The organism is Bradyrhizobium sp. sGM-13, from assembly GCF_018398875.1.
Lineage (GTDB): Bacteria > Pseudomonadota > Alphaproteobacteria > Rhizobiales > Xanthobacteraceae > Bradyrhizobium.
In genome coordinates this window covers 79414-100507 of sequence record NZ_JAGWDK010000010.1, presented here as the reverse complement: position 1 = coordinate 100507, position 21094 = coordinate 79414, and the positions used below count along the sequence as shown (strand labels likewise).

General features: G+C 63.2%; 20 protein-coding genes. 8 read left to right on the top strand and 12 right to left on the bottom strand.

Features of this window, described 5'->3' with window-relative positions; translation table 11 throughout:
- Nucleotides 1-143: 143 nt before the first annotated feature.
- The 3 genes from KJQ96_RS17120 to KJQ96_RS17110 all read left to right on the top strand — a co-directional run bounded on the left by KJQ96_RS17120 (nt 144) and on the right by KJQ96_RS17110 (nt 3356).
- Nucleotides 144-2405, top strand: coding sequence for a fused MFS/spermidine synthase (locus KJQ96_RS17120; protein ID WP_213287759.1), 2262 nt, complete (start codon nt 144-146; stop codon nt 2403-2405).
- 63 nt (nt 2406-2468) lie between these two features.
- Nucleotides 2469-2894: a YeeE/YedE family protein gene (locus KJQ96_RS17115; RefSeq protein ID WP_213287758.1), complete on the top strand. Its 426-nt coding sequence runs from the start codon at nt 2469-2471 to the stop codon at nt 2892-2894.
- A gap of 3 nt (nt 2895-2897) precedes the next feature.
- Nucleotides 2898-3356 carry a DUF6691 family protein gene (locus KJQ96_RS17110; RefSeq protein WP_213287757.1) on the top strand — a complete coding sequence of 153 codons (459 nt, stop codon included), beginning with the start codon at nt 2898-2900 and terminating at the stop codon, nt 3354-3356.
- 31 nt (nt 3357-3387) lie between these two features.
- Here KJQ96_RS17110 and KJQ96_RS17105 read toward each other — a convergent pair whose 3' ends face one another.
- The 4 genes from KJQ96_RS17105 to KJQ96_RS17090 form a co-directional block, all read right to left on the bottom strand.
- Nucleotides 3388-4179, bottom strand: a complete 792-nt coding sequence (locus KJQ96_RS17105) for a L,D-transpeptidase (protein ID WP_213287756.1) — start codon at nt 4177-4179, stop codon at nt 3388-3390.
- Nucleotides 4180-4533: 354 nt separating this feature from the next.
- A complete protein-coding gene (locus KJQ96_RS17100) occupies nt 4534-5295 on the bottom strand; it encodes an ABC transporter permease (RefSeq protein ID WP_213287755.1) in 762 nt (253 codons plus the stop codon).
- Nucleotides 5292-6224, bottom strand: coding sequence for an ABC transporter ATP-binding protein (locus KJQ96_RS17095; RefSeq protein ID WP_213287754.1), 933 nt, complete (start codon nt 6222-6224; stop codon nt 5292-5294). The genes KJQ96_RS17100 and KJQ96_RS17095 overlap by 4 nt, the downstream gene beginning before the upstream one ends.
- A gap of 128 nt (nt 6225-6352) precedes the next feature.
- Nucleotides 6353-8953 carry an ATP-dependent helicase gene (locus KJQ96_RS17090; protein WP_213287753.1) on the bottom strand — a complete coding sequence of 867 codons (2601 nt, stop codon included), beginning with the start codon at nt 8951-8953 and terminating at the stop codon, nt 6353-6355.
- Between the two features lie 289 nt (nt 8954-9242).
- On the opposite strand from KJQ96_RS17090, the gene KJQ96_RS17085 reads away from it, so the two are divergent.
- Nucleotides 9243-9416 carry a DUF1328 domain-containing protein gene (locus tag KJQ96_RS17085; RefSeq protein WP_065749588.1) on the top strand — a complete coding sequence of 58 codons (174 nt, stop codon included), beginning with the start codon at nt 9243-9245 and terminating at the stop codon, nt 9414-9416.
- Nucleotides 9417-9455: 39 nt separating this feature from the next.
- Here the strand turns inward: KJQ96_RS17085 and KJQ96_RS17080 are convergent, their stop codons facing one another.
- Entirely contained in the window at nt 9456-10295 is an 840-nt protein-coding gene (locus KJQ96_RS17080; RefSeq protein ID WP_213287752.1) for an alpha/beta fold hydrolase, read from the bottom strand.
- A gap of 74 nt (nt 10296-10369) precedes the next feature.
- On the bottom strand, nt 10370-11212 hold the full coding sequence (locus KJQ96_RS17075; protein WP_213287751.1) for a class I SAM-dependent methyltransferase: 843 nt from the start codon (nt 11210-11212) through the stop codon (nt 10370-10372).
- Nucleotides 11213-11371: 159 nt separating this feature from the next.
- On the opposite strand from KJQ96_RS17075, the gene KJQ96_RS17070 reads away from it, so the two are divergent.
- Together KJQ96_RS17070 and KJQ96_RS17065 are read left to right on the top strand one after the other, a co-directional pair.
- Entirely contained in the window at nt 11372-11878 is a 507-nt protein-coding gene (locus tag KJQ96_RS17070) for a helix-turn-helix transcriptional regulator (RefSeq protein ID WP_213287750.1), read from the top strand.
- Entirely contained in the window at nt 11794-12906 is a 1113-nt protein-coding gene (locus KJQ96_RS17065) for a tetratricopeptide repeat protein (protein ID WP_213287749.1), read from the top strand. The genes KJQ96_RS17070 and KJQ96_RS17065 overlap by 85 nt, the downstream gene beginning before the upstream one ends.
- A 22-nt stretch (nt 12907-12928) precedes the next feature.
- Here KJQ96_RS17065 and KJQ96_RS17060 read toward each other — a convergent pair whose 3' ends face one another.
- A complete protein-coding gene (locus KJQ96_RS17060) occupies nt 12929-13414 on the bottom strand; it encodes a thioesterase family protein (RefSeq protein WP_213287909.1) in 486 nt (161 codons plus the stop codon).
- Nucleotides 13415-13541: 127 nt separating this feature from the next.
- Between KJQ96_RS17060 and KJQ96_RS17055 the strand changes: the two genes are divergently transcribed.
- Nucleotides 13542-14954: an FAD-linked oxidase C-terminal domain-containing protein gene (locus KJQ96_RS17055; RefSeq protein WP_249734167.1), complete on the top strand. Its 1413-nt coding sequence runs from the start codon at nt 13542-13544 to the stop codon at nt 14952-14954.
- A gap of 44 nt (nt 14955-14998) precedes the next feature.
- Here KJQ96_RS17055 and KJQ96_RS17050 read toward each other — a convergent pair whose 3' ends face one another.
- Nucleotides 14999-15988 (bottom strand): LysR substrate-binding domain-containing protein, encoded by a 990-nt coding sequence (locus KJQ96_RS17050; RefSeq protein WP_249734144.1) that lies wholly within the window; start codon nt 15986-15988, stop codon nt 14999-15001.
- Here KJQ96_RS17050 and KJQ96_RS17045 point away from each other — a divergent pair.
- A complete protein-coding gene (locus KJQ96_RS17045; protein WP_249734142.1) occupies nt 15932-17407 on the top strand; it encodes an MFS transporter in 1476 nt (491 codons plus the stop codon). The genes KJQ96_RS17050 and KJQ96_RS17045 overlap by 57 nt on opposite strands.
- A gap of 173 nt (nt 17408-17580) precedes the next feature.
- On the opposite strand, the gene KJQ96_RS17040 is transcribed toward KJQ96_RS17045, so the two are convergent.
- From KJQ96_RS17040 to KJQ96_RS17025, 4 genes are read right to left on the bottom strand one after another with little or no spacing between them, the layout of a single operon-like run.
- Entirely contained in the window at nt 17581-18567 is a 987-nt protein-coding gene (locus KJQ96_RS17040; protein WP_249734140.1) for a hypothetical protein, read from the bottom strand.
- Nucleotides 18564-19346, bottom strand: a complete 783-nt coding sequence (locus KJQ96_RS17035; RefSeq protein WP_213287747.1) for a creatininase family protein — start codon at nt 19344-19346, stop codon at nt 18564-18566. The genes KJQ96_RS17040 and KJQ96_RS17035 overlap by 4 nt, the downstream gene beginning before the upstream one ends.
- A 23-nt stretch (nt 19347-19369) precedes the next feature.
- Nucleotides 19370-20155, bottom strand: a complete 786-nt coding sequence (locus tag KJQ96_RS17030; protein ID WP_213287746.1) for a DNA-binding domain-containing protein — start codon at nt 20153-20155, stop codon at nt 19370-19372.
- On the bottom strand, nt 20152-21057 hold the full coding sequence (locus KJQ96_RS17025) for a DUF692 domain-containing protein (protein WP_213287745.1): 906 nt from the start codon (nt 21055-21057) through the stop codon (nt 20152-20154). Before KJQ96_RS17025 ends, KJQ96_RS17030 begins: the two co-directional genes overlap by 4 nt.
- Nucleotides 21058-21094 lie beyond the last annotated feature (37 nt).

Here is a 21094-nt window from a genome sequence, read left to right as displayed (position 1 = left end):
GGGGTTCGATGGTTTGCACCGCCCCCGGAACGACATCTCATCCCGCATTGCCCGTCATGTTGCCATATGCTCTATCTGCGCTTCCGGCACAACCTGCCGGAATGCTCGCCGCCGGCTCCCGCCGGGTTCAAGCCGGAGCTTTCATGATTTCTGAACCGTCTGCCTCGCGAAACCGGCTGGTGCTGACCGTCTATACCGCTGCGATCTTCGTCAGCGCGTTGTTATTATTTTCGGTGCAACCCCTGTTCACCAAGATGGTGCTGCCGCGGCTCGGTGGCTCGCCGGCGGTTTGGTCGGTGGCGATGGTGTTCTTCCAGTCGCTGCTGCTTGGCGGCTATGCCTATGCGCATTTTTTGATGCAGGCGCGCAATCGCACGATTCCCGTGGCGGTTCATCTCGCGCTGCTTGCAGTTGCGATGCTGACGATGCCGCTGTCGATCGCAAGCGGGTGGGGCGATCCGCCGAATTCAGGCTATGCGCTCTGGCTGCTCGGCCTGTTTGCGGTTTCGATCGGCCTGCCGTTCTTCGCGCTCGCGGCCAACAACCCGCTGCTGCAGGCCTGGTTCGTCCGCACCGGCCACCCCAACGGCCCCGACCCGTACTTTCTCTACGCTTCCTCGAATGTCGGCAGTTTCCTGGCGCTGTTGTCCTATCCGGTGCTGCTGGAGCCGATGTTCACCCTGCGCATGCAGAACCTGATCTGGACCGGCGGCTATGGCCTCTTGATCGTGCTGATCGCGACCTGCGGCGTGTTGTTGCTGCGCTCGCCAGTGAGGGCGGCGGAACTGAATTTGGCGCCCGACGATCGCGACGTGCCGGCGCCGTCATGGATCTTGCGCGCTCGCTGGATCTTCCTCGCGGCCGTGCCGTCGGGGCTGCTGATCGCAGTGACGGCCCATATTTCCACCGACGTCGCCGCAGCGCCGCTATTGTGGGTGCTGCCGCTGTCGCTCTATCTCCTGACCTGGGTGCTCGTCTTCCAGTCGCGCCCGTTATTGCCGCACAAATGGATGTTGCTGGCGCAGCCGCTGGCGATCGCCGGCATCGTGGTGCTGCTCGCGTTCGGCGGCGAACAGAATCTGCTGCTGACGCTCGGCGGCCACCAGTTCTGCTTTTTCGTGATTGCGATGGCTTGTCACGGCGAACTGGCGCGCACGCGCCCGGCGGCGAAATATCTCACCGGCTTCTATGTCGCGCTGTCGTTCGGCGGCATGGTCGGCGGCCTCTTTGCCGGTTTGATCGCGCCGTTCACCTTCTCATCGGTCGCGGAATATCCGATTCTGCTGGCGCTGGCGGCGCTGTGCCGCCCGACTGGCGGCGAACGTTTGCCGCGCTGGAGCGCATGGTACTGGCCGTTCCTTGCGGTGCTGGCGGTGGCGTTGATAGCGCCGGCCTGGTCGACCGGAAAAGTGTTCAACTGGTTCGAAGATCATCGCGTTTGGGTGATCGGCGCAGTCGGAGTGCTGGCGGCGCTCCTGGCGCTTACCCTCAATGCCAATCGCTGGAAGATCTTTGCGACCGTGGTGGTGGCGCTGGTATTGCTGCGCGCCTATCCTTCCGACGACGGCCGGGTCGAGACGGTGCGCAGTTTCTTCGGCGTCCACAAGATCGTGGTGACGCCGAACGGCCAGTATCACGTGCTGATGCACGGCACCACGATCCATGGCGCCGAGAAATTCAAGAACGACGACGGCACGCCGGTCACCGGCCAGCCGGAGCCGATCACCTACTACTACAGGGACGGCGGCATCGGCCAGGCGATCACGGCGATCCGGGAACGCAAGGGCGCGCCGCTGCGCGTGGCCGTGATCGGGCTCGGCTCCGGCACGCTGGCCTGCGCCTCGGAGCCGGGCGAGGAATGGAAGTTCTTCGAGATCGATCAGACGATGGTCGATACCGCGCGAAACCCGAAATATTTTACCTATATTCAGGTCTGCGAGCCGAACATGCAGCCCGTCATCGGCGATGCGCGGCTCACCTTCGCGCGCGAGCCCGACGGCGCCTATGACCTGATCATCGTCGACGCCTATTCGTCGGATGCGATCCCAGTTCACCTGGCGACCGAAGAGGCGATGGAAATCTACAAGTCCAAGCTGGCGCCGCAGGGAGCGGTCGTGATGCACGTCTCCAACCGGCATCTGGAGCTGTCGAGCGTGGTCGTCGGCATCGCCGATGCCAACGACTTGAAGAGCTGGGTCTACAGCGAGGATTCCGGGCGCGACAGCGAATACATCTTTTCGACCTCGGTCGTGGTCTCGGCGAGGGAGGAGACTGACGTCGGCAAGCTAGCATCGTCGGAGCAATGGGCGCTGACGGAAGCCAGGGAAAACCAGCGGGTCTGGACCGACGATTATTCCAACGTGCTGGGCGCGGTATGGCGGCGGCTTAGAAAAGGCGAGGAATAGGCGAGTTGCAGCCGGGCAGGGTGCGCCTATGATCATGGCCTGCCCTGAACCGATGGAGCGACGATGGCCAATTTCACTCCCGTATCGGCCGCGATCGGTGGCGCCCTGATCGGGCTTTCCGCTGTCCTGCTGATGTTATCGACCGGCCGGATCGCCGGGATCAGCGGTATCTTCAGCGGCCTGTTGAATTTGCGCGGCGAGGACAAGGGCTGGCGTATCTCCTTCGTCGGCGGGCTCATTCTGGCGCCTATCCTCGCTGGCCTGATCGGTTACGGGATGGCGCAACCCAAGCTGCCGTCGAGCTGGGCTGTTATTGTCGTGGCGGGCCTCTTGGTCGGATTCGGAACGCGGCTCGGCGGCGGCTGCACCTCCGGTCACGGTATCTGCGGCATAGGGCGGCTGTCGCTGCGCTCGATCGTCGCCACGATCGTCTTCATGGTGACGGCGGTTGTCACCGTCGCGATCACCCATCATGCGTTGGGAGGCTGAGCCATGTGGATCATCGCTCCCTTGTTGTGCGGCCTGATCTTCGGCGCGGGCCTGTTGATTTCGGGCATGGTGCAGCCAACGAAGGTTCTTGGCTTTCTGGATATCTTCGGAGCATGGGATCCGAGTCTCGCGGTGGTGATGGGCGCGGCGCTGGCTGTGTCGATACCCGGCTTCATGCTGGCTGACCGCAACGCGCGGCCGTGGTTTGCCGGGCAATATTTTCGGCCGGGCAAATCGGGAATCGATCTGCCGCTGGTTTCAGGCGCGGGGCTGTTTGGAATCGGCTGGGGCCTCGTCGGGTTATGCCCGGGGCCGGCGCTGGAAAGCCTGGCGACGTTGTCGCCCGGAATCATCGTCTTCGTCGCCGCGATGGCGGCAGGGATGATTGCTCACGACGCTTGGCAACAGTCGCGGCTGGCGGCGCAGCGCGAGCGCTTGCTCGCGAGCGCGACGGACGGCTGAGGACGTCCTGCGACCGCGATGGACTCGCTCGTTAATCCTGGTAGGTCAACAGCCCGCGCTGCTGATAATATTGCTGCCGCGGCTGGTAGTAATAGCCCTGCGGCGCCGGCGGATAGCCGCGGTTATCGTAATATTGCGGCTGTTGCTGCTGATAGGCCTGGGTGTCGTAGACGCGGCGGCTGGGCGGCGCCGGATAACGCGCCCCAGTGGAAGAGCCATCGGCCGGATAGATGTAGCCATCATCGGCTCGCGCCTGTGGCGCCACGCGCTGCTGCTGCGGCGTGATCACGACGGGGTCGCCGGCTGCGGAGTCGTATTGCTGTTCATATTGCGGCTGCGGGGCGCGGCGCGCGACGGCCGTATTGCCGCGACGCGGATTGCGTGCGAGCGCGACCTGGGAGGAGCCGGTCAACGTCACCGTGGTGTTGAGTACGCCTTCCTGCTTCACCAGATCCCACAGCTTCGCGGCATTCTCGCGCGACAGCCGTACGCAGCCATGCGAGGCCGGGCTGCCGAGACGGCTCACGGAATCGGTACCGTGGATGGCATGGCCGATCTTGGTGAAAAAGATTGAATGCGGCATCGGCGCGTCGTCGAATTCCTTGGAGTAATGGTCCTCTTCCATCCGGAAGGCGCGGAAGCTGCCGTTCGGCGTTTCATAGGAGGGAAGACCCGAAGACACCGGCCAGCGGTAGCGCTCGACGCCGTCGACGGCGACGGTCATCTGCTGGTTGTCCTTATCGACTGTTATGGCGACTTTGGCTTGGGCGGTGCCCGAGGCGAACAGTGTCAGGGCGGTGACGGCAATGAGGAAGGAACGCATTTTACCTTTGGCCTCCAGGCCCCTGTATGAAGCGCCGGCTCTCCGTCCCCGGCATCCAATATGCCCGGAAACCGGCACTGGTTCCAGTGGCCTGCGTCCGCAATCGTTAACGCGTCCCACGGCGCAAACAAGGCGTCAGAGCGGCGCAATCGGCGGCAAAGTGCTGACATTTTCGCGAGCGGCCGCGCGCTGCGCGTCTTGTCATCGACAGAGTTGGAGACCGTCATTCCGTGATGGTCCGTTAGGACCAGACCTCAGATGCGCAATTGCGCATCGGGGAATCTCGAGATTCTCAGGTGCGCAATTGCGCACCATAGTTCGGCTCTGCGAGCCGCCCCGGAATGACACTGCGTGTCAATTCTTCAGCCGGTACCCGGTCCTGAAGATCCACCACACCAGCACCATGCAGATGGCGAGGAAGCCGAGCGTCATGCCGAGGCTCAAGGCCACGCTGACGTCGGCGATCTCGTAAAAGCTCCAGCGGAAGCCCGAGATCAGGTATACGACCGGATTGAGCAGCGTGATGGTGCGCCAGCCCGACGGCAGCATGTTGACCGAGTAAAAACTGCCGCCGAGAAAGGTCAGCGGCGTCACGATCAGCATCGGGATCATCTGCAGCTTTTCGAAGCCATCGGCCCAGATGCCGATGATGAAGCCGAACAGGCTGAAGGTCACCGCCGTCAGCACCAGGAAGGTCAGCATCCACCAGGGGTGATGGATATGCAGCGGCACGAACAGCGCAGCGGTCGCCATGATGATCAAGCCGAGGATGATGGATTTGGTCGCGGCCGCGCCGACATAGCCGATCACGATTTCGATATAGGAAACCGGCGCCGACAATATTTCGTAGATGGTGCCGACGAATTTCGGGAAGTAGATGCCGAACGAGGCGTTGGCGATGCTCTGGGTCAGCACCGACAGCATGACGAGGCCCGGCACGATGAAGGTGCCGTAGCTGACGCCCTCGACCTCGGTGATGCGCGAGCCGATCGCGGCGCCGAACACCACGAAATAAAGCGAGGTGGAAACCACCGGCGAGACGATGCTCTGCAGCAGCGTGCGCCAGGTGCGGGCCATTTCGAACAGATAGATGGCGCGGATCGCGCGGTAATTCATGGCGCCCTCACCAGGCTAACGAAGATGTCTTCCAGCGAAGACTGGGTGGTATCGAGGTCGGAGATGTGGATGCCGGCATTGCGGAGGTCGGTGAGAAGGCTGGTGATCCCGGTGCGCTCGCCCTTAGTATCGTAATCATAGGTCAGCAGCCGGCCATCGCTGGACAATTGGAGCTTGTAAGGCGCGAGGGCGGGCGGAATGGCCTCAATTTTCTGTTGCAGATGCAATGTCAATTGCTTCTTGCCGAGCTTCTGCATCAGCCCGGCCTTGTCTTCGACCAAGATGATCTCGCCCTTGTTGATGACGCCGATGCGGTCGGCCATCTCTTCGGCTTCCTGGATGTAATGCGTGGTCAGGATGATGGTGACGCCGGAGGCCTGCAGGCCGCGCACCACGTCCCACATGCCCTTGCGCAATTCGACGTCGACGCCCGCGGTCGGCTCGTCCAGGAACAGAATCTGCGGCTCGTGCGACAATGCTTTTGCGATCATCACGCGGCGCTTCATGCCGCCGGAGAGCGTGATGATCTTGGAATCCTTCTTATCCCACAGCGACAGGTCCTTCAGCACCTTTTCGATATGCGCCGGGTTTTTCGGCTTGCCGAACAGGCCGCGGCTGAAGCTGACGGTGGCCCAAACGGTTTCAAACGAGTCCGTGTGCAGTTCCTGCGGCACCAGGCCGATCAGCGACCGCGCCGCGCGATAGTCGCTATTGATGTCGTGGCCGCCGACGGTGACGCGGCCCTCGCTTAAGTTGGCGATGCCGCAGATGATGCTGATCAGCGTAGTCTTGCCCGCGCCGTTCGGCCCGAGCAGCGCGAAGATTTCGCCGCGCTTGATATCGAGGTTGATGCCCTTCAGCGCCTTGAAGCCGGAGCCGTAGGTCTTTGAGAGATTGGATACGGATATGATGGGAGGTGGCGCAAGCATGGCATTCTGAAGCGAGGTGTGGCGAACGGCGCAGCGGCACTTCGGCCGGGGTCGACGCGGAAGGGGGTGGGAACCGGGAGATAGGAACGCTTTGCCACTTATGCAATCGTGCGGGAAAAATTATCGCCCTACACCCGCTCCACAAAACTATCGACCACCTTCTTTTCGCCGGCCTTTTCGAACGCAATCGTCAGCTTGTTGCCGTCGATCTTCACCACATGGCCATAGCCGAACTTCTGGTGGAAGACGCGATCGGCCAGCGAGAATTCTGAAACCGTGCCGGTGGATTTCGCCACCAATTCGCCTTCGATTACGATCGGGCCGCGCTTGTTGCGGGAGAAGCCGCCTGAAAATGACGATTGGCTTTCCTCAAACCCGCCGCGGGCCTGACCGCTGCGGCCGCCCTGGCTGCGGTTGCGATTGGCCTGCGCACGCTGCCAGCCCGGCGTCGTATAGCTGGAGCCGAAGGATTCGACATTATCGAAACGCGAGGGGCCGTAGCCGCCGGTGCCGCCCCAGCCGGAGCCGCCTTTCGACTCGGTGATCTCCACATTGGCCGACGGCAGTTCGTCGAGGAAGCGCGACGGGATCGTGGTCGACCAGGTGCCGTGGATGCGGCGGTTGGTGGCGAAATAGAGTTTGGCGCGGCGACGGGCGCGGGTCAGCCCGACATGGGCGAGGCGGCGCTCTTCCTCGAGGCCGGCGCGGCCTTGTTCGTCGAGCGTGCGCTGGCTCGGAAACAGGCCTTCCTCCCAGCCGGGCAGGAACACGTTGTCGAATTCGAGCCCCTTGGCCGAATGCAGCGTCATCAGCGACACCGCCTCGTCGCTGGCCTCACCGTCGCGGTCCATCACCAGCGAGATGTGTTCGAGGAATCCTTGCAGGTTCTCGAATTCCTCCATCGAGCGCACCAGTTCCTTCAAATTGTCGAGCCGGCCGGCGGCGTCGGCGGAGCGGTCCTTCTGCCACATCTCGGTGTAGCCGCTCTCGTCGAGCACGATTTCGGCGAGCTCGGTGTGCGCGGTCACCTCGCGCTGGGCGCGCCAGCGGTCGAATTGGAGGATAAGGTCGCGCAGCGCACCGCGCGCCTTCGGCTTCAACTCGTCGGTCTCGACCACCGCCCGGGCCGCCTCGAACAGCGGCATGCGCCGCTTGCGGGCGTGGTCGTGCAGCAACTGCACGGTGGCGTCGCCAAGCCCGCGCTTCGGGACATTGACAATGCGCTCGAAGGCGAGGTCGTCGGCGGGAGAATTGATCACGCGCAGATAGGCCAGCGCATCGCGGATTTCGGCGCGCTCATAGAACCGCGGACCGCCGATCACGCGATAGGGCAGGCCGAGCGTCACAAAACGATCTTCGAACTCGCGCATCTGGAACGAGGCCCGCACGAGGATCGCGACCTCGTTGAGGTTCTCGCCAGCGCGCTGCAACTCCTCTATCTCCTCGCCGATGGCGCGGGCTTCCTCTTCCGAATCCCAGGAGCCTGTGACGGTGACCTTCTCGCCGTCGACATCCTCGGTGCGCAGCGTCTTGCCGAGCCGGCCTTCGTTGTGCGCGATCAGATGAGAAGCGGCGGCGAGGATGTGGCCGGTGGAGCGGTAGTTGCGTTCAAGGCGGATGACTTTTGCGCCGGGAAAATCGTGCTCGAAGCGCAGGATGTTGTCGACCTCCGCGCCGCGCCAGCCATAGATCGACTGGTCGTCGTCGCCGACGCAGCAGATGTTTTTGGGGGGTGAGGAGGAGGCAGCGGCCAGCGTCTCCGTCATTCCGGGATGCGCTGAAAGCGCAGACCCGGAATCTCGAGGTGAGTCCTCTTTACCTCTGGATTCCGGGTTCACGCCTTCGGCGTGCCCCGGAATGACGGGAGAATCGATGCTCTCCGGAATGATGGCCGACAGCGGCACTCCCGGTCGCGACGGCGCCTGCGACAGCAGCCGCAGCCATAGGTACTGCGCGACGTTGGTGTCCTGATACTCGTCGACCAGAATGAACTTGAAGCGGTTCTGGTATTGCCTGAGCACATCAGGGTTTTCGCGAAAAAGCCGGATGTTCTCGAGAAGCAGATCGCCGAAATCGGCGGCGTTGAGGATTTTCAGCCGCTCCTGATAGCTGGCGTATAGCTTGCCGCCCTTGCCGTTGCCGAACATCGCGGCTTCCCCCGACGGCACTTGGCTGGGCGCCAGCCCACGGTTCTTCCAGCCGTCGATCAGCCCGGCCAGCATGCGCGCCGGCCAGCGCTTGTCGTCGATGTTCTCGGCCTGCAGGAGCTGCTTGAGCAGGCGGACCTGATCGTCGACGTCGAGCACGGTGAAATTGGATTTGAGCTGTACCAGCTCGGCGTGGATGCGGAGGATGCGTCCGCCGATCGAGTGGAAGGTGCCAAGCCACGGCATGCCTTCGACGGCCTGACCGAGCATCTGCCCGAGGCGGAGCTTCATCTCGCGCGCGGCCTTGTTGGTGAAAGTCACCGAGAGGATTTCATGCGGCCGCGCGCGGCCCTGGCTCAGGATATGGGCGATGCGCGTAGTCAGCACGCGGGTCTTGCCGGTGCCTGCGCCCGCCAGCACCAGAACCGGCCCATCCAGCGTCTCGACCGCCTCGCGCTGCTCGGGATTGAGCCCGTTGAGATATTGCGGGCCGGCGGCGGCCCGCGCACGCGCGGCGATGCCGCCAGCCGCAGGCTGGTGCTCGGGGACGCCGTGATGGGGCAGTTTGCTCGGCTCGGTCATTTCTCGAATCGTCTTGGCCCCACGATGGCACCGTGAGGCGGTAAAGGGGAGCCTTCATAGCAGGGATCAAGGGCCATATAGGACCTGTCCGGCCGTTTTGACAGGTTTTATGCGGTCGCTGTTGCCGGCCCGATTTTGCGGCTTTGCGGCGATTTTGTTCCGCCGAAATGGTCAAATTTCGCGATTCCGCCGGCCGGAACCAACATTACCGACCCGGATTGGTCCTGCAGTCGATGCGTGACGCTCAGCCGCCGCCATCGAGATAGTAACAGCCAATCGAGGTCGTATCATGCTGAGCTGGGTCCTTACATTTCTGATCATCGCTTTGATCGCGGGCGTTTTGGGTTTCGGCGGTATAGCCGGCGCCTCCGTCGAAATCGCGAAGGCGATCTTCTTCATTGCCGTGATCCTGTTTCTGGTCTCGGCGGTGGTCGGACTGGTGCGCGGACGAAGCAACGTCTAGCAGGCCGGCACAACGTCGAGCTATCGCGCCGCGCGCAAATTAGCGCGCGGCGGCCGGTGCAAGGGTGGATGGGCCAAGACTGGATTGTCCGACGTGACGGGCTACCAGTTCCGCGAATTGCTTCGAATGGGTCGCAATCATGAAATGAGCGGCTCCGGCGATCGTCGCGCGGACGGCGTTCGGGATGCAACGGCCCAGCATATCGTTTGCCCGACTTGCGGCTGGATGACTGTCTTTTCCCCAAATGACAAGCGTGGGGACCGCAACGCTCGCCAGCAACGCGGGCGTGAGGCGGAAACCATAGGCTGATTCCCAGTCCAACAAATTCGCCGGTGTCGTTTCGACTGCATAGTCGCGCACGCGCTGAGGCCATGCAGCGAAGGTGCCTGCGCCACCATAGAAATCGATCATCCGTGCGATCGCGTCGGTTTCGCCGCGCTTGAAGGCATCGGAATAAGTGCCGGACATCTTTCGGAAAGCTTCATAGTGGGTCATCTCTCCGGCTTCCCGCAGGATTTCCATGGCAGGAGCTTCGGCAATGGTCAGGCTGAGCAGGGGAACGTGCCGCCGCAGAGCGACCGCAAGCGAGGCCAATCCGCCAAACGAATGACCAACGAGATGCACGGGGCCGCCTGCGCGGTGGATCACCGCCTCGATGATTTCGCTCTCATGCGCGATGTCTGCATTGCCTGAAGTGCGACGCTCGGCCGTGCCGCCATACCCCAACAAGCTGGTTGTCACGCAACGGAACCGGTTCTGCCAATGCGCCATGACCGGCCGCCACGCGGCGCCGGTGCTGCATGAGCCCGGCACAAGCACCACCGTCGGGCCCGTTCCGGTCTCGTGATAATCGATGGTGCCGCGGGTCTCAAAAATCATCTCGGACAAACTCCTTGTGAACGCAACGAACGGACGGCGGCCTGCTGAGGCAGCCGCCCGTTCGACTGATGGCGTCAGCGTTTGACGATGACGATTTCCAGATATTCGCTCGGCAGCACCATCGTGCCGTCCTCGGCGCGGTTCATCGACGCGATCAGCGTCAGGATGTCGTCGGCGAGGCGGCGCTGGTTGGTTCCATCAAGTGCGGCAAAGGCTTTCAGCGTCGGGCCGTAGTAGTTCCTGAACACGTCGAGAAAATGCATCGGCGAGCGGTAGCGGAACGTGAAGTGACGCTTCTCGGCCTTGATAGAAGCTGCCGATGTTCCAAACATCTCGGTGATGCGCGCCTGGGTGCCCCACAGCGCAGGCGATTTCGCGCCCGCCGGCGGCGGCAAATATTTGCCGAGCGTCTTGAACAATTGCCCGATAAAGCCCTCCGGCGTCCAGTTGGCGAGACCGATCTTGCCGCCGCTCTTGCATACCCGCAAAAGTTCAGATGCCCCGCGGTCCTGATCCGGCGTGAACATCACGCCGAAGGTAGACAGCACCGCGTCGAAGGTCGCATCGGCGAAGTCCAGCGCTTCCGCGTCCGCTTCCTTGAACTCGACTGATAGGCCTTCGGCTGAGGCACGCGACCGGCCGCGGTCGAGCAGGCTCGGCACATAATCGGTCGAAACGACGTCGCACCAGCGGCGCGCCGCGGCAAGCGTCGCATTGCCGTTTCCGGCAGCGACGTCGAGCACCTTCTGGCCGGCCCGGAGGTCGAGCGCCTCGCACAGCTCTTCGCCGACGATCTGCAGCGTGGTGCCGACGACGGCGTAGTCGCCGGACGACCAAGCGCCGTGTTGCTTGGTTTTCAGGGCGGAAAGATCGATCTGGCCGGGCTGCAGGGTTTGGGCGGCAGCGGATGTAGCCATGTTCTACTCCTTTGAGCGGGTGAATTTGGCGATTTCAGCGTGCTGCCGGCTTAGTCCCCGGGCCCGCCGGATGCCTATCCAGTTCGCGACACGCCTATCCGGAACGTGAACCTTTCCGCTATTCCCGGGACACACCACCAGGGGCCTTCGGAGTTGCGGATGATTGCTGGCCAGAACGTTTCATCGGCGACATCGGCGCTGCCGCGCGGCGTCAGGCGTGCGCTTGACGCGATGCGAGCCAATCTCGGTCATAGTTGGCGGTTGACGGAGCTTGCCGCGATCGGCGGTGTATCCGGCAGAACCCTGCAGCGGCAGTTCCTTAGCTTTGTCGGCAAGACCCCGCGTGCCGTGCTCCGCGAGATCGGGCTCGAATGCGCCCGTCGCGAGCTGTTGCAGGGTACGCCTGATATCAAGATCATGGACGTGGCGCTGCGCTCCGGCTTTCCGCATTTCGGGCGGTTTTCAATCGAGTATCGCCGCCGCTATGGCGAAACGCCGTCGCAGACGCTGAAGCGGCAGGAGGTGCTCACCGACGCGCTCGGCGCGATGCTTCGCTATTCGTATCGCGGCGAGACCGGCCCATGCTGGCGTTTGGGCCGATCGAAACGGCTGCGGAGTATAAGGAGATCGCAGCCGACATCGCCGATGACCTTCTCGTTGCTCTGAGCCGCGCAGGGATTTCGGTGGCAAGCCAGTCGAGGACCGCACGCTACCATCTGACCGGCACGATCCGGGGATCGGGCGCACAGGCGCGCCTGATCTTCCGTCTGATCGACAGCGAAACCGGTTGTCAGATTTGGGCGCACCGTACTGACAATATCTTGCGCGACGAAACCTCAACCGGGGAACATCTCGCGATCAGGATCGCCGCGATGCTTCAGTCAGGTTTGCGCCTTGCCGAGATCGATCGCGCGCGGCACAAGCCGGCGGCCGGCCTCAGCGCGCACGATCTCGCGCTGCGTGCGATGCCGGGCGTTGTCGCTCTCGATGCCGACGGCAATGCCCGCGCGCTTGAATTACTGGAGCGCGCGATGGACCAAGACCCCACCCATCCGCTCGCCACTGCGCTGGCGGCCTGGGCGTATGTTCAGCGTGCGGTCTATCATTTCACATCCGCGCCAGTGGAAGAGAGGTCCCGAAGTCTCGAACTGGCGCGTCGGGCTCAGGCCCTTTGCGGCGACGCCACCGTGCTTGCCGTGCTCGGCAATGGGCTGACGTTGCTCGGGGAGCTCGATACTGCGGACCAGGTCATTCGCAAGGCACTCGCTGTCGACGGTGGATCGGTCTGGGCGTGGAGCCGCAGCGGATGGATCGACGTCTATAAGGGCGAACCGGAATCCGCGATCGAGCGTTTGAAGATTGCGCTCGATCTGGCGCCGCACGATCCGCTTGCCTTCAACAGCATGGTCGGGATCGGCTGTGCTCATTTCAATGCTGGCCGCTATGCCGAGGCAGCGAACTGGCAGGAGCGCGCGCTGATCGAACATCCCTCCGCAAGCTGGGTGCACCGAACCATGTGCCCGGCCTATGTGCTCGCCGGACAGGTGCCACAGGCCCGCCGCAGCCTCGGCGCGCTGCGACAGCATTACCCCGATCTCACGGTAACGGAAGTCCAGCGCGGCATGCCGCCGCTGCCGCCAAGCCAGTGCGATCTGGTCGTCGGCGCGCTGCAGGAGGCTGGGCTGCCGGCCTGAACGCGGCGCTATTTCGAAGACATCATTTCGAAGGCATGGCGACCTTGCGGCCGATACCCACGGGCCGGGGGACTGCGGCGTGTGCGCCGACCACCGCCTGGATGCGGGCGCGGATGTCCGGCGGGAACGGGGCCACTTTCCGCGCCTTCATATCCATATGGAGCGTCATGTTTTCCGAGGTGGCGGAAAGCCAGCCTTCGGTCGCGTGCCGCAGTTCCTCGAACGTATGCAGGCGTTTTTCGTCCGCAGCCAACAGATATACGGAAATCTGGACGGGATCGCCGAGATGGATCTCGCGCAAATAGCGAACATGGGCTTCGGCGGTGAAGGTGGAGCCGTGGCGCTCCTTCATGTAGGTGGGTCCGATCCCGAGCTGCAGCCACATCTGGTCGATCGCGCGATCCATCATCACGTTGTAGTAGGCCATATTGAGGTGGCCGTTATAGTCGATCCATTGCGGCTCGATCTGCATTACCGAGGAACGGAACGGGACTGAAGGCAGCGGCATATCCGTCAAATTATCCTCGTCGGCTGCACTGGTCGTCATCATCCATCCCTTTGTTTTTTCGGGTCTCTTGACCCCCCATATATCCTTTGCCACGGTCCTCTGAAAGCCGGGAGGAATTAGCGTGACGATGACGATATCGAACGATGTGAAGCGGCCGGAGTCGCAGGCGCTGGCAAGCGCGGTCGAGGCGCTGGCGGCGCGGTTCGGCAACCGGCTGATCACCTCGCAGGCGGTGCGCGAACAGCATGCCCATACCACCACCTGGTTGCCGACCCAGCCGCCCGACGCGGTGGTGATGGCGCAGGAAACCGCCGACATCCAGGACGTGGTGCGGATCTGCGCCAAGCACCGCGTGCCCGTGATCGCCTTTGGAACCGGCACCTCGCTGGAGGGTCAGGTCAATGCGCCGGCGGGCGGCATCTGCGTCGATCTGCGAGACATGAACCGGATTCTCGAAGTTCATGCCGAGGATCTGGACTGCGTGATCCAGCCCGGCGTCACCCGCAAGGCGCTGAACGAACACCTGCGCGACCAGGGATTGTTCTTCCCGATCGATCCCGGCGCCGATGCTTCGCTCGGCGGCATGACCGCGACGCGGGCCTCCGGCACCAACGCCGTGCGCTACGGCACGATGCGCGAAAACGTGCTGGCGCTGAAAGTGGTGCGCGGCGACGGCGAGATCATCACGACCGGCACGCGGGCGAAGAAATCCGCGGCCGGCTACGACCTGACGCATCTGTTCGTCGGCGCCGAGGGTACGCTTGGCATCATCTCCGAACTCACCATCAGGCTGCGCGGCATCCCCGAGACGATCGCGGCCGCGGCATGTTCGTTCGAGACCGTGCGCGGCGCCTGCCAGGCTACCATCCTGGCCATCCAGACGGGCATTCCGCTGGCGCGGATCGAGCTGCTCAACGCCGAGCAGGTGCGCGCCTGCAACGCCTATTCCAAGCTGACCCTGCCGGAGACGCCGCTGCTGCTATTGGAATTCCACGGCAGCGAGGTCGAGGTCGCCGAGCAGTCCAGGAATTTCGGCGAAATCGCCAAGGAATGCGGCGGCGGGGATTTCACCTGGACCACCAAGCCCGAGGACCGCACAAAACTTTGGCAGGCGCGGCATGACGCCTATTGGTCGGTCAAGGCGCTGCGGCCCGGCGCGGGCGTGGTGGCGACCGACGTCTGCGTGCCGATTTCACGGCTGGCCGATTGCGTCACCGAGACCGAAGACGATCTGAAACGGCTCAACCTGCTGTCGCCGATCGTCGGCCATGTCGGCGACGGCAACTTTCACTGCTCGCTGGTTTGCGACGTCGACAACAAGGAAGAAATGGCGCGCGGCGAGGAGTTCATGCATCGCCTGGTCGAACGCGCGCAGTCGATGGGCGGCACATGCACCGGCGAGCACGGCATCGGTCAGGGCAAGCAGAAATACCTCAAGGCCGAGCTCGGCCCCGAGGCGATCGACGCCATGCGCGCGCTGAAGCAGGCGCTCGATCCGCAGAACATTTTCAATCCCGGCAAGATCGTGCCGGTGGGGTAGTGCGGACTCGCTAACACGGAGCGGACGTCAGCGGCGACGCACCTTCATCGAAAGGATGTTCTTGCCGCTTCCTTGACAACCCAGTCAACAAACAGTGCGACACGCCTGTCATTCGCCAGGGCGGCAGGCCAGCGGATGACGTGCGCCTTGCTGGACGTCATATCCCAGTCTGACGACACGACGCGGCAAAGCCGCTTTTCCGCGAGGGCATCATGAACAAGCAAAGACCTGGCTAGAACGACACCGCTACCCTGCAAAGCGGCAGTGATTGCCGTACCGAGATTATCGAAGCGAAGCCCGGCCTGAACGGGAGCCGTGAGGCCCAGCCGTTCGAACCATACCGGCCACGACCATTCCGCGCCGTCGTTCCGGCCGGCGAGGCCCTTGTGCAGTATTGGTAAAGTGCCGAGCACGTGCGGCTCCCGCAATGGCCGCCCACGCGGCAGCAGAGACGGGATCGCAACCGGGAAAACCATCTCGTCGAACAGCAAGCGCTGCGTCGACGTGGCGCGCGCGCCAGCTTTGGGAATCCATCGGATCTGCACGTCGAGATCGAGGGCGCGCGCTTGAACATCGCTTTCGATGATGCAGAGTTCGATCGCAATATCGGGATATGCGGACGCAAACGCGGTCAGACGCCGCACCAGCCAGCAGTTCGCAAGGGCAGAGCCGAGTCCGATCTTGAGTGTTGGAGGCCGCACCGACGCACGCGAGCGGGCACGTAGCTCTGCCATCTCGTCAAGCATCCGCCCGAGTCCCTCGGCCAAAGTAACGCCGGCAGCGGTCGGCAACAGACCGTCCCTTGTACGATCAAGCAACCGCGCGCCCACAAAGCCCTCAAGTTTCTTCAGTCGATGGCTGATCGCGCTCTGTGTGAGTCCCAGCTCACCGGCCGCGAGCGTCATGCTGCGATGGCGCAGCGCCGCGTCGAACGCAATCAGGCCATCAAAAGGGGGAAGAGCACGCATGCCGGCACTATGAAGGATATTCATGGCGATGTGAACAATTGGCGTTGGCAAAAAGCGGCAATCCAAGACACGAGTAGCCGCACGATGACACAGCCGATAAATATCGCAGACAGCGACTCCGGTCGGCCTGTACAATCCATGATGCCGGCCTTGCTCCTGGGGATGGCGCCCTTCCTCGCCAATTTTGATGTGACGGCGGTAGCCATCGCGTTGCCGGCGGTCGCGCGTGAACTCGGGTTCGACGTTGCTGGGTATGCGTGGGTCATGGATGCCTACAGTTTGGCCTTCACAGCCTGCTTGTTGTTTGCGGGAGCGTTGGCGGATCGGTATGGGCGACGGCGGGCGATGCTAGTCGGCAATGGCATCTTTGCACTCGCGTCTTTGGCGTGCGGGATGGCATGGGACGGACCGACGCTATTGGTTGCTCGTGCACTGCAGGGGATCGGGGCCGCATTCATCGTGACTGGCGGCTTCGCGCTGATCGCCAGTGTCTATGTGCAGGCAAGGGCGCGCACAGACGCGTTTGCCTTGCTTGGTGTCATGTCCGGCGTTGCCATGGCATTTGGCCCGACGGTTGGCGGACTTGTCTCATCGTGGATCGGCTGGCGCTGGATTTTCCTCATCAACCTGCCAGCCTGCGCTTTGGTCGCGTGGGGCGTACCGCGGTTGGTCGCGGAAGCACGCGAGGCGGTGCCCCGGCCGCTCGACATCCTGGGCGCCGTACTGTTTACCTCCGCGCTTACTGCGCTTGTCGAGGCGCTGTTGCATGGTCGCACGTCGACGTCACATTTGGTGGCGGGTCTCGCGCTGAGTGCGGTGTTTCTGGCTGTATTCGGCATACAGCAGCGAAGCCGCGCCGACCCGATCCTCGATCCCGGCATATTCGTTCAACGGGCCATGATCGGAATTGCGATCCTCCTGTGCGCCGTATCGATCGGCTACTGGGCGATCCTCGTCTACTTGCCACTCTTCTTTGCTGCCGCTTTCGGCTGGCCCTTGGAAGTGGCCGGCATCGCGCTGCTGACGGCTACGCTGCCGATGCTGTTCCTGCCGCCATTGGGCGGCCGGCTTGTCGATCGTCTGGGATGGCGGCTCCACTTCGCCCTGGCGCTCGCGATTTTGGCAGCCGGCAATGCCACCATTGTGATCGCGCTGCTCTCGGATGGTTCAGCGCCGCCGCTGATCCCGACGTTCTGCGGGATCATCGCGATTGGGGTCGGTGTCGCTTTGGCTCACCCGCAACTGTCCGGCGCGGCCGTGTCGCTTGTGCCGGCGGATCTTGCTGGCTTGGCATCTGCCGTGACAGTCGTCATGCGCCAAGCCGGCTTCGCGGTCGGCATCGCAGTTCTCGGCGCGGTGCTTCATAACCAGGGATCGGCGATCAGCTACATCTGGCTGTTCTCAGCAGCGGCAATGGCATCAGCGGCGGGACTGGTCGCGGCGCTCGCCTTGCTGCCGGCACCAACGGCCGCGTCGAAAAAGTAGCAGCGCCAGGAATGTCAGAATCTGTGCCCATCGCGTCATTTCGGCATCTGCGCAGCAACGGCGTCGCTTTATGCACTTCGTGCGCGTGGGCGCCAGTTATCACTTCTGATGCTCGCTCAGGATGGTCCGGCGGAGGTTACTGCCGGATCATCCGGTCACGCTTATCTCATGCTTTAGCGTACGGGCGGCGCGGTGATCGCCTTGCGGATCGTCGCGAGCGGCGCGGTGTCGTCGAACTCAAGATCTTCGCCAACCCGCTTCAATCCGAGGTCGCGCCACAGCGACGCGAGATCGGGCGTCACCGGCTTCGACCCCATCTCGTTGTGAAGCCGGGTCAGCACGTCGACGCCGACGGCTTTATCGGCGGTTGCAAGGATGCGCTCGATCGGCCAGCCCTGCTCATGATTGCCGCCGGCGGCGAGCACGCCGCGCATCGCGTCCTGCAGGCCGAGGCGATTATCGGAGGCTTTGCGGATTTCGATATCGGCGAGCAGGCAGAACATCGCGCCGCCCCAATATTTCCGCCCCCAGGTGCCGGTGTTGTCGAGGCCCTGGTCGCCGGCCTGCGGCAGCCCCTTCGGCATGTCGCGCATCATCGCCTGCCAGATTTCCCGCGCGCTGAGGTCTCCGGCCTGCACCCGCGCGACCGGCTCGATGTAAACGGCCAGCCCCTCCGACAGCCACGCGTAGCGGTCGGGCATGTCGGGCAGGGCGGTATGCACCATCTCGTGCACCATCACCCAGTCGCGCCGCAAAATATCTTCCGTGGAGTCGCGGCCGAGCGGAATGCGAATGGCGGCGCCGCGATAGCCCCACGTCGTACCGCCGCGAATGCGCCCACCATCGACGGGCACCAAGAGCAGTCGGAGCGAGTTGACGGGAAATCGCCCGTAATAGGTCGTCACGGCCCGAGCCGACATCCTGATCCAGTCGAGCAGTTTTTCCCTGGACAGCATGAAGTCGCCCGGCGCGAGCGCGACATGGATGATGCCGCCGGGCACTTCAATATCGGTTTTGGGCAGCCGGTCGAAAGCGTCGTAGGGCATCCGGTCGCGCATATATTCCGATTGCGCATCGGCGCGGAACGAAACGGCGCTTGCCAGCATCGCGGTGATGATAGCGGCGGCCGCGGTCCAGCGAAAGGCGCTGGCGACCTTCATCTTAGCACGGTTTGGACCGTGGCCGACCGCTCCTCACCTGGGCGTTGCGCGATGAACGAGGCGGCCTGTTCGTGGAGATCGCCGAGCATGGCGGCGAGCAAGGCTTCGCCCTTGGCCGACGTCGCCCGTGTTGGATCGCCATAGCTGCCGGAGCGGCTGTAGTTTGGCGAGTACGGATCCGACGGCGTCAGTGCGCCCGGCGTCTCCTGGTTCAGGGTGGGGCTGGCTTCGGCGCGCGTCATGTCGACAAGATGCGGTGCCAGCGCCAGCATCAGCGACGTTTCCAGTTCATCCGCATGGCTGCCGTGGCTCTGTTCGGCCAATTGCCTCGCCACGCGCGGATAGCGCGGACCCTCGTGGATCCACAGATGCCTGATCCGCTCGCTGTCGAGGCGCGCCAGTGCGCGATCGACCGGGGCTAACGTGCTGATCCCCGTATTGAGCACCAGCAGCTTTGGAATTCCGCCGGCGAGAATTTGCCCCGCAATCTCGCGCACCAGCGCCTCGAAGGTCGAAATCGACAGGCTGCTGCTGCCGGCATATTCGACGAAGGCGGGATAATGGCCGTACGTCAGCGTCGGCCAGATTAGCGCGTCGATCTTTTCCGCCATCCTGGCCGCGAGCCATTCGGCCTGGATGCGGTCGGTGTTGAGCGGGAGGTGGAAGCCGTGCTGCTTGGCGGCGGCGCCGATTGGCAATATGGCCACCGCGCCACCACCGATGCGCCGCGCGACTTCGTCCCAGTGCATGCGCTCGATGAAGTGGCGATCGGTGTCCATTCCCATTCGCCGAGCGCTCCTCTTCATGAGCCGACGGAGACATCCGTCAAAAGTCCCGCCGTGATCCAGCCGTGCAGATAGCCGGCGCCGCGGCCTGCCGCGCCGTCGGGCTCGTCATAGGTCGCGAGCATTTCGCAGAGCACGCCGAACGGAATGCCGTTCGCGGCCTCATCCCACATCATCGCCTCTTCCGCCGCAAGCTCGCGGAACATCGGCGTGACGTCCTGACGCCAGATCAGAAGATGCGCCGGCTGCTCCAGTGCGGTCGCGTCGGCCGGCGTTTCGTCGTTTTTGAGCGCGAGCCAGATCGCAGCCGCATTGGTTGCAAGATCGAGCCTGAAGGCACTGGGATGCGGCTGAAACCTCAGGCCCGACCATGCCTCGGGCGCAAAGCGCGCCATGTCGGCCAGTTCGACCACTTTGCTTTCCGCGGCGTCGAAGGCGTCGTTGAGCGCCTTTTCCAGCGCGGCCAGATCCGACAGTACGGGATGGTCCGAGTAGGGCTTCGCCGATTTCAAAAACTCCGGCAGGCCGTGCGAGAACCAGCGCAGGTTCGGATGCGCGGACGGGCGCGCCTTGACATAAGCATAGCCCATCTCGTCGAACATTTCGTCGCCGAGATAAAGGTGCAGCAGTTCGTGGTCGTTGCGCATTGCCTCGACCAGCCGCGAACCGTAGGCATAGCGATAGACGCCGAACAGCGTTTCGCGCTTCTCGCGCTGGCTGTCGAGGATTTCAGCCAGCACCGTATCGTCGCCATCAAGGATGCCGCGCTGAAACTCGGCTTGCTGTCGCGCAAAATCGCTCATTCCGCCTGCGTGCACCTCGGCAAGATTTTTTCGGCCATCTCGCGGGTCCTGGCAACCTCAAGCAACAATTCGTCGAGCGGCGGGATGTTATCGTCGCGCTCGATCATGGTCGAGACCCGGCCAAAACGCCTCAACGCCGCGGCATAGAGATCCCAGACATCCTCGCACACCGGGTGGTCGTGGGTGTCGATGATATGGGTGCCCATGTGGCTGTGGCCGGCCATGTGAAACTGCACCACGCGATCCGCCGGAATGCCGTTGAGGAAAGTCATGGGATCGTAGCCGTGGTTGAAGGCGCTGACATAGACATTGTTGATGTCGAACAGAAGCCAGCATCCGGAGCGGCGCGACAATTCGGAGAGGAATTCCCATTCCGTCATCTCGGAATTGCTGAACTGCACGTAGGTCGAGACGTTCTCGAGCACGATGGCGCGGCCGAGAAAATCCTGCACCAGTTGGACACGGCTGACGACGTGATCGAGCGCTTCCCTGGTGTAGGGAATCGGTAGCAAATCATGCAGGTTCTTGCCGTGCACGCCGGTCCAGCACAGATGGTCCGATACCCATTTCGGCTCGACGCGCCGGGCGAGATCCTTCAGAGCCTGCAGATATTCGAAGTTCGGCGGGGCGGTTGAGGCGATCGACATCGACACGCCATGCATGACCACGGGGTAGCGTTCGCATATCCGGTCCAGCGTACGCAAGGGCTGGCCGCCGGGCAGCATGTAGTTTTCGCTGATCACTTCGAACCAGTCGATCGGCGGATTGCCGCTCAGGATTTCGTCGTAGTGCTGATGGCGCAAGCCGAGACCGAAGCCGAGGAAGGGCGGCTTGGCCGATGTCACCGGGCGGTCTGCAAGCGCAGCCGCCGAAGTATCTGGCAATCGGCTTGCGATGTTCATCTTGTCTCCGCTCGAACGGCGCCGCAAACGCGGCGTG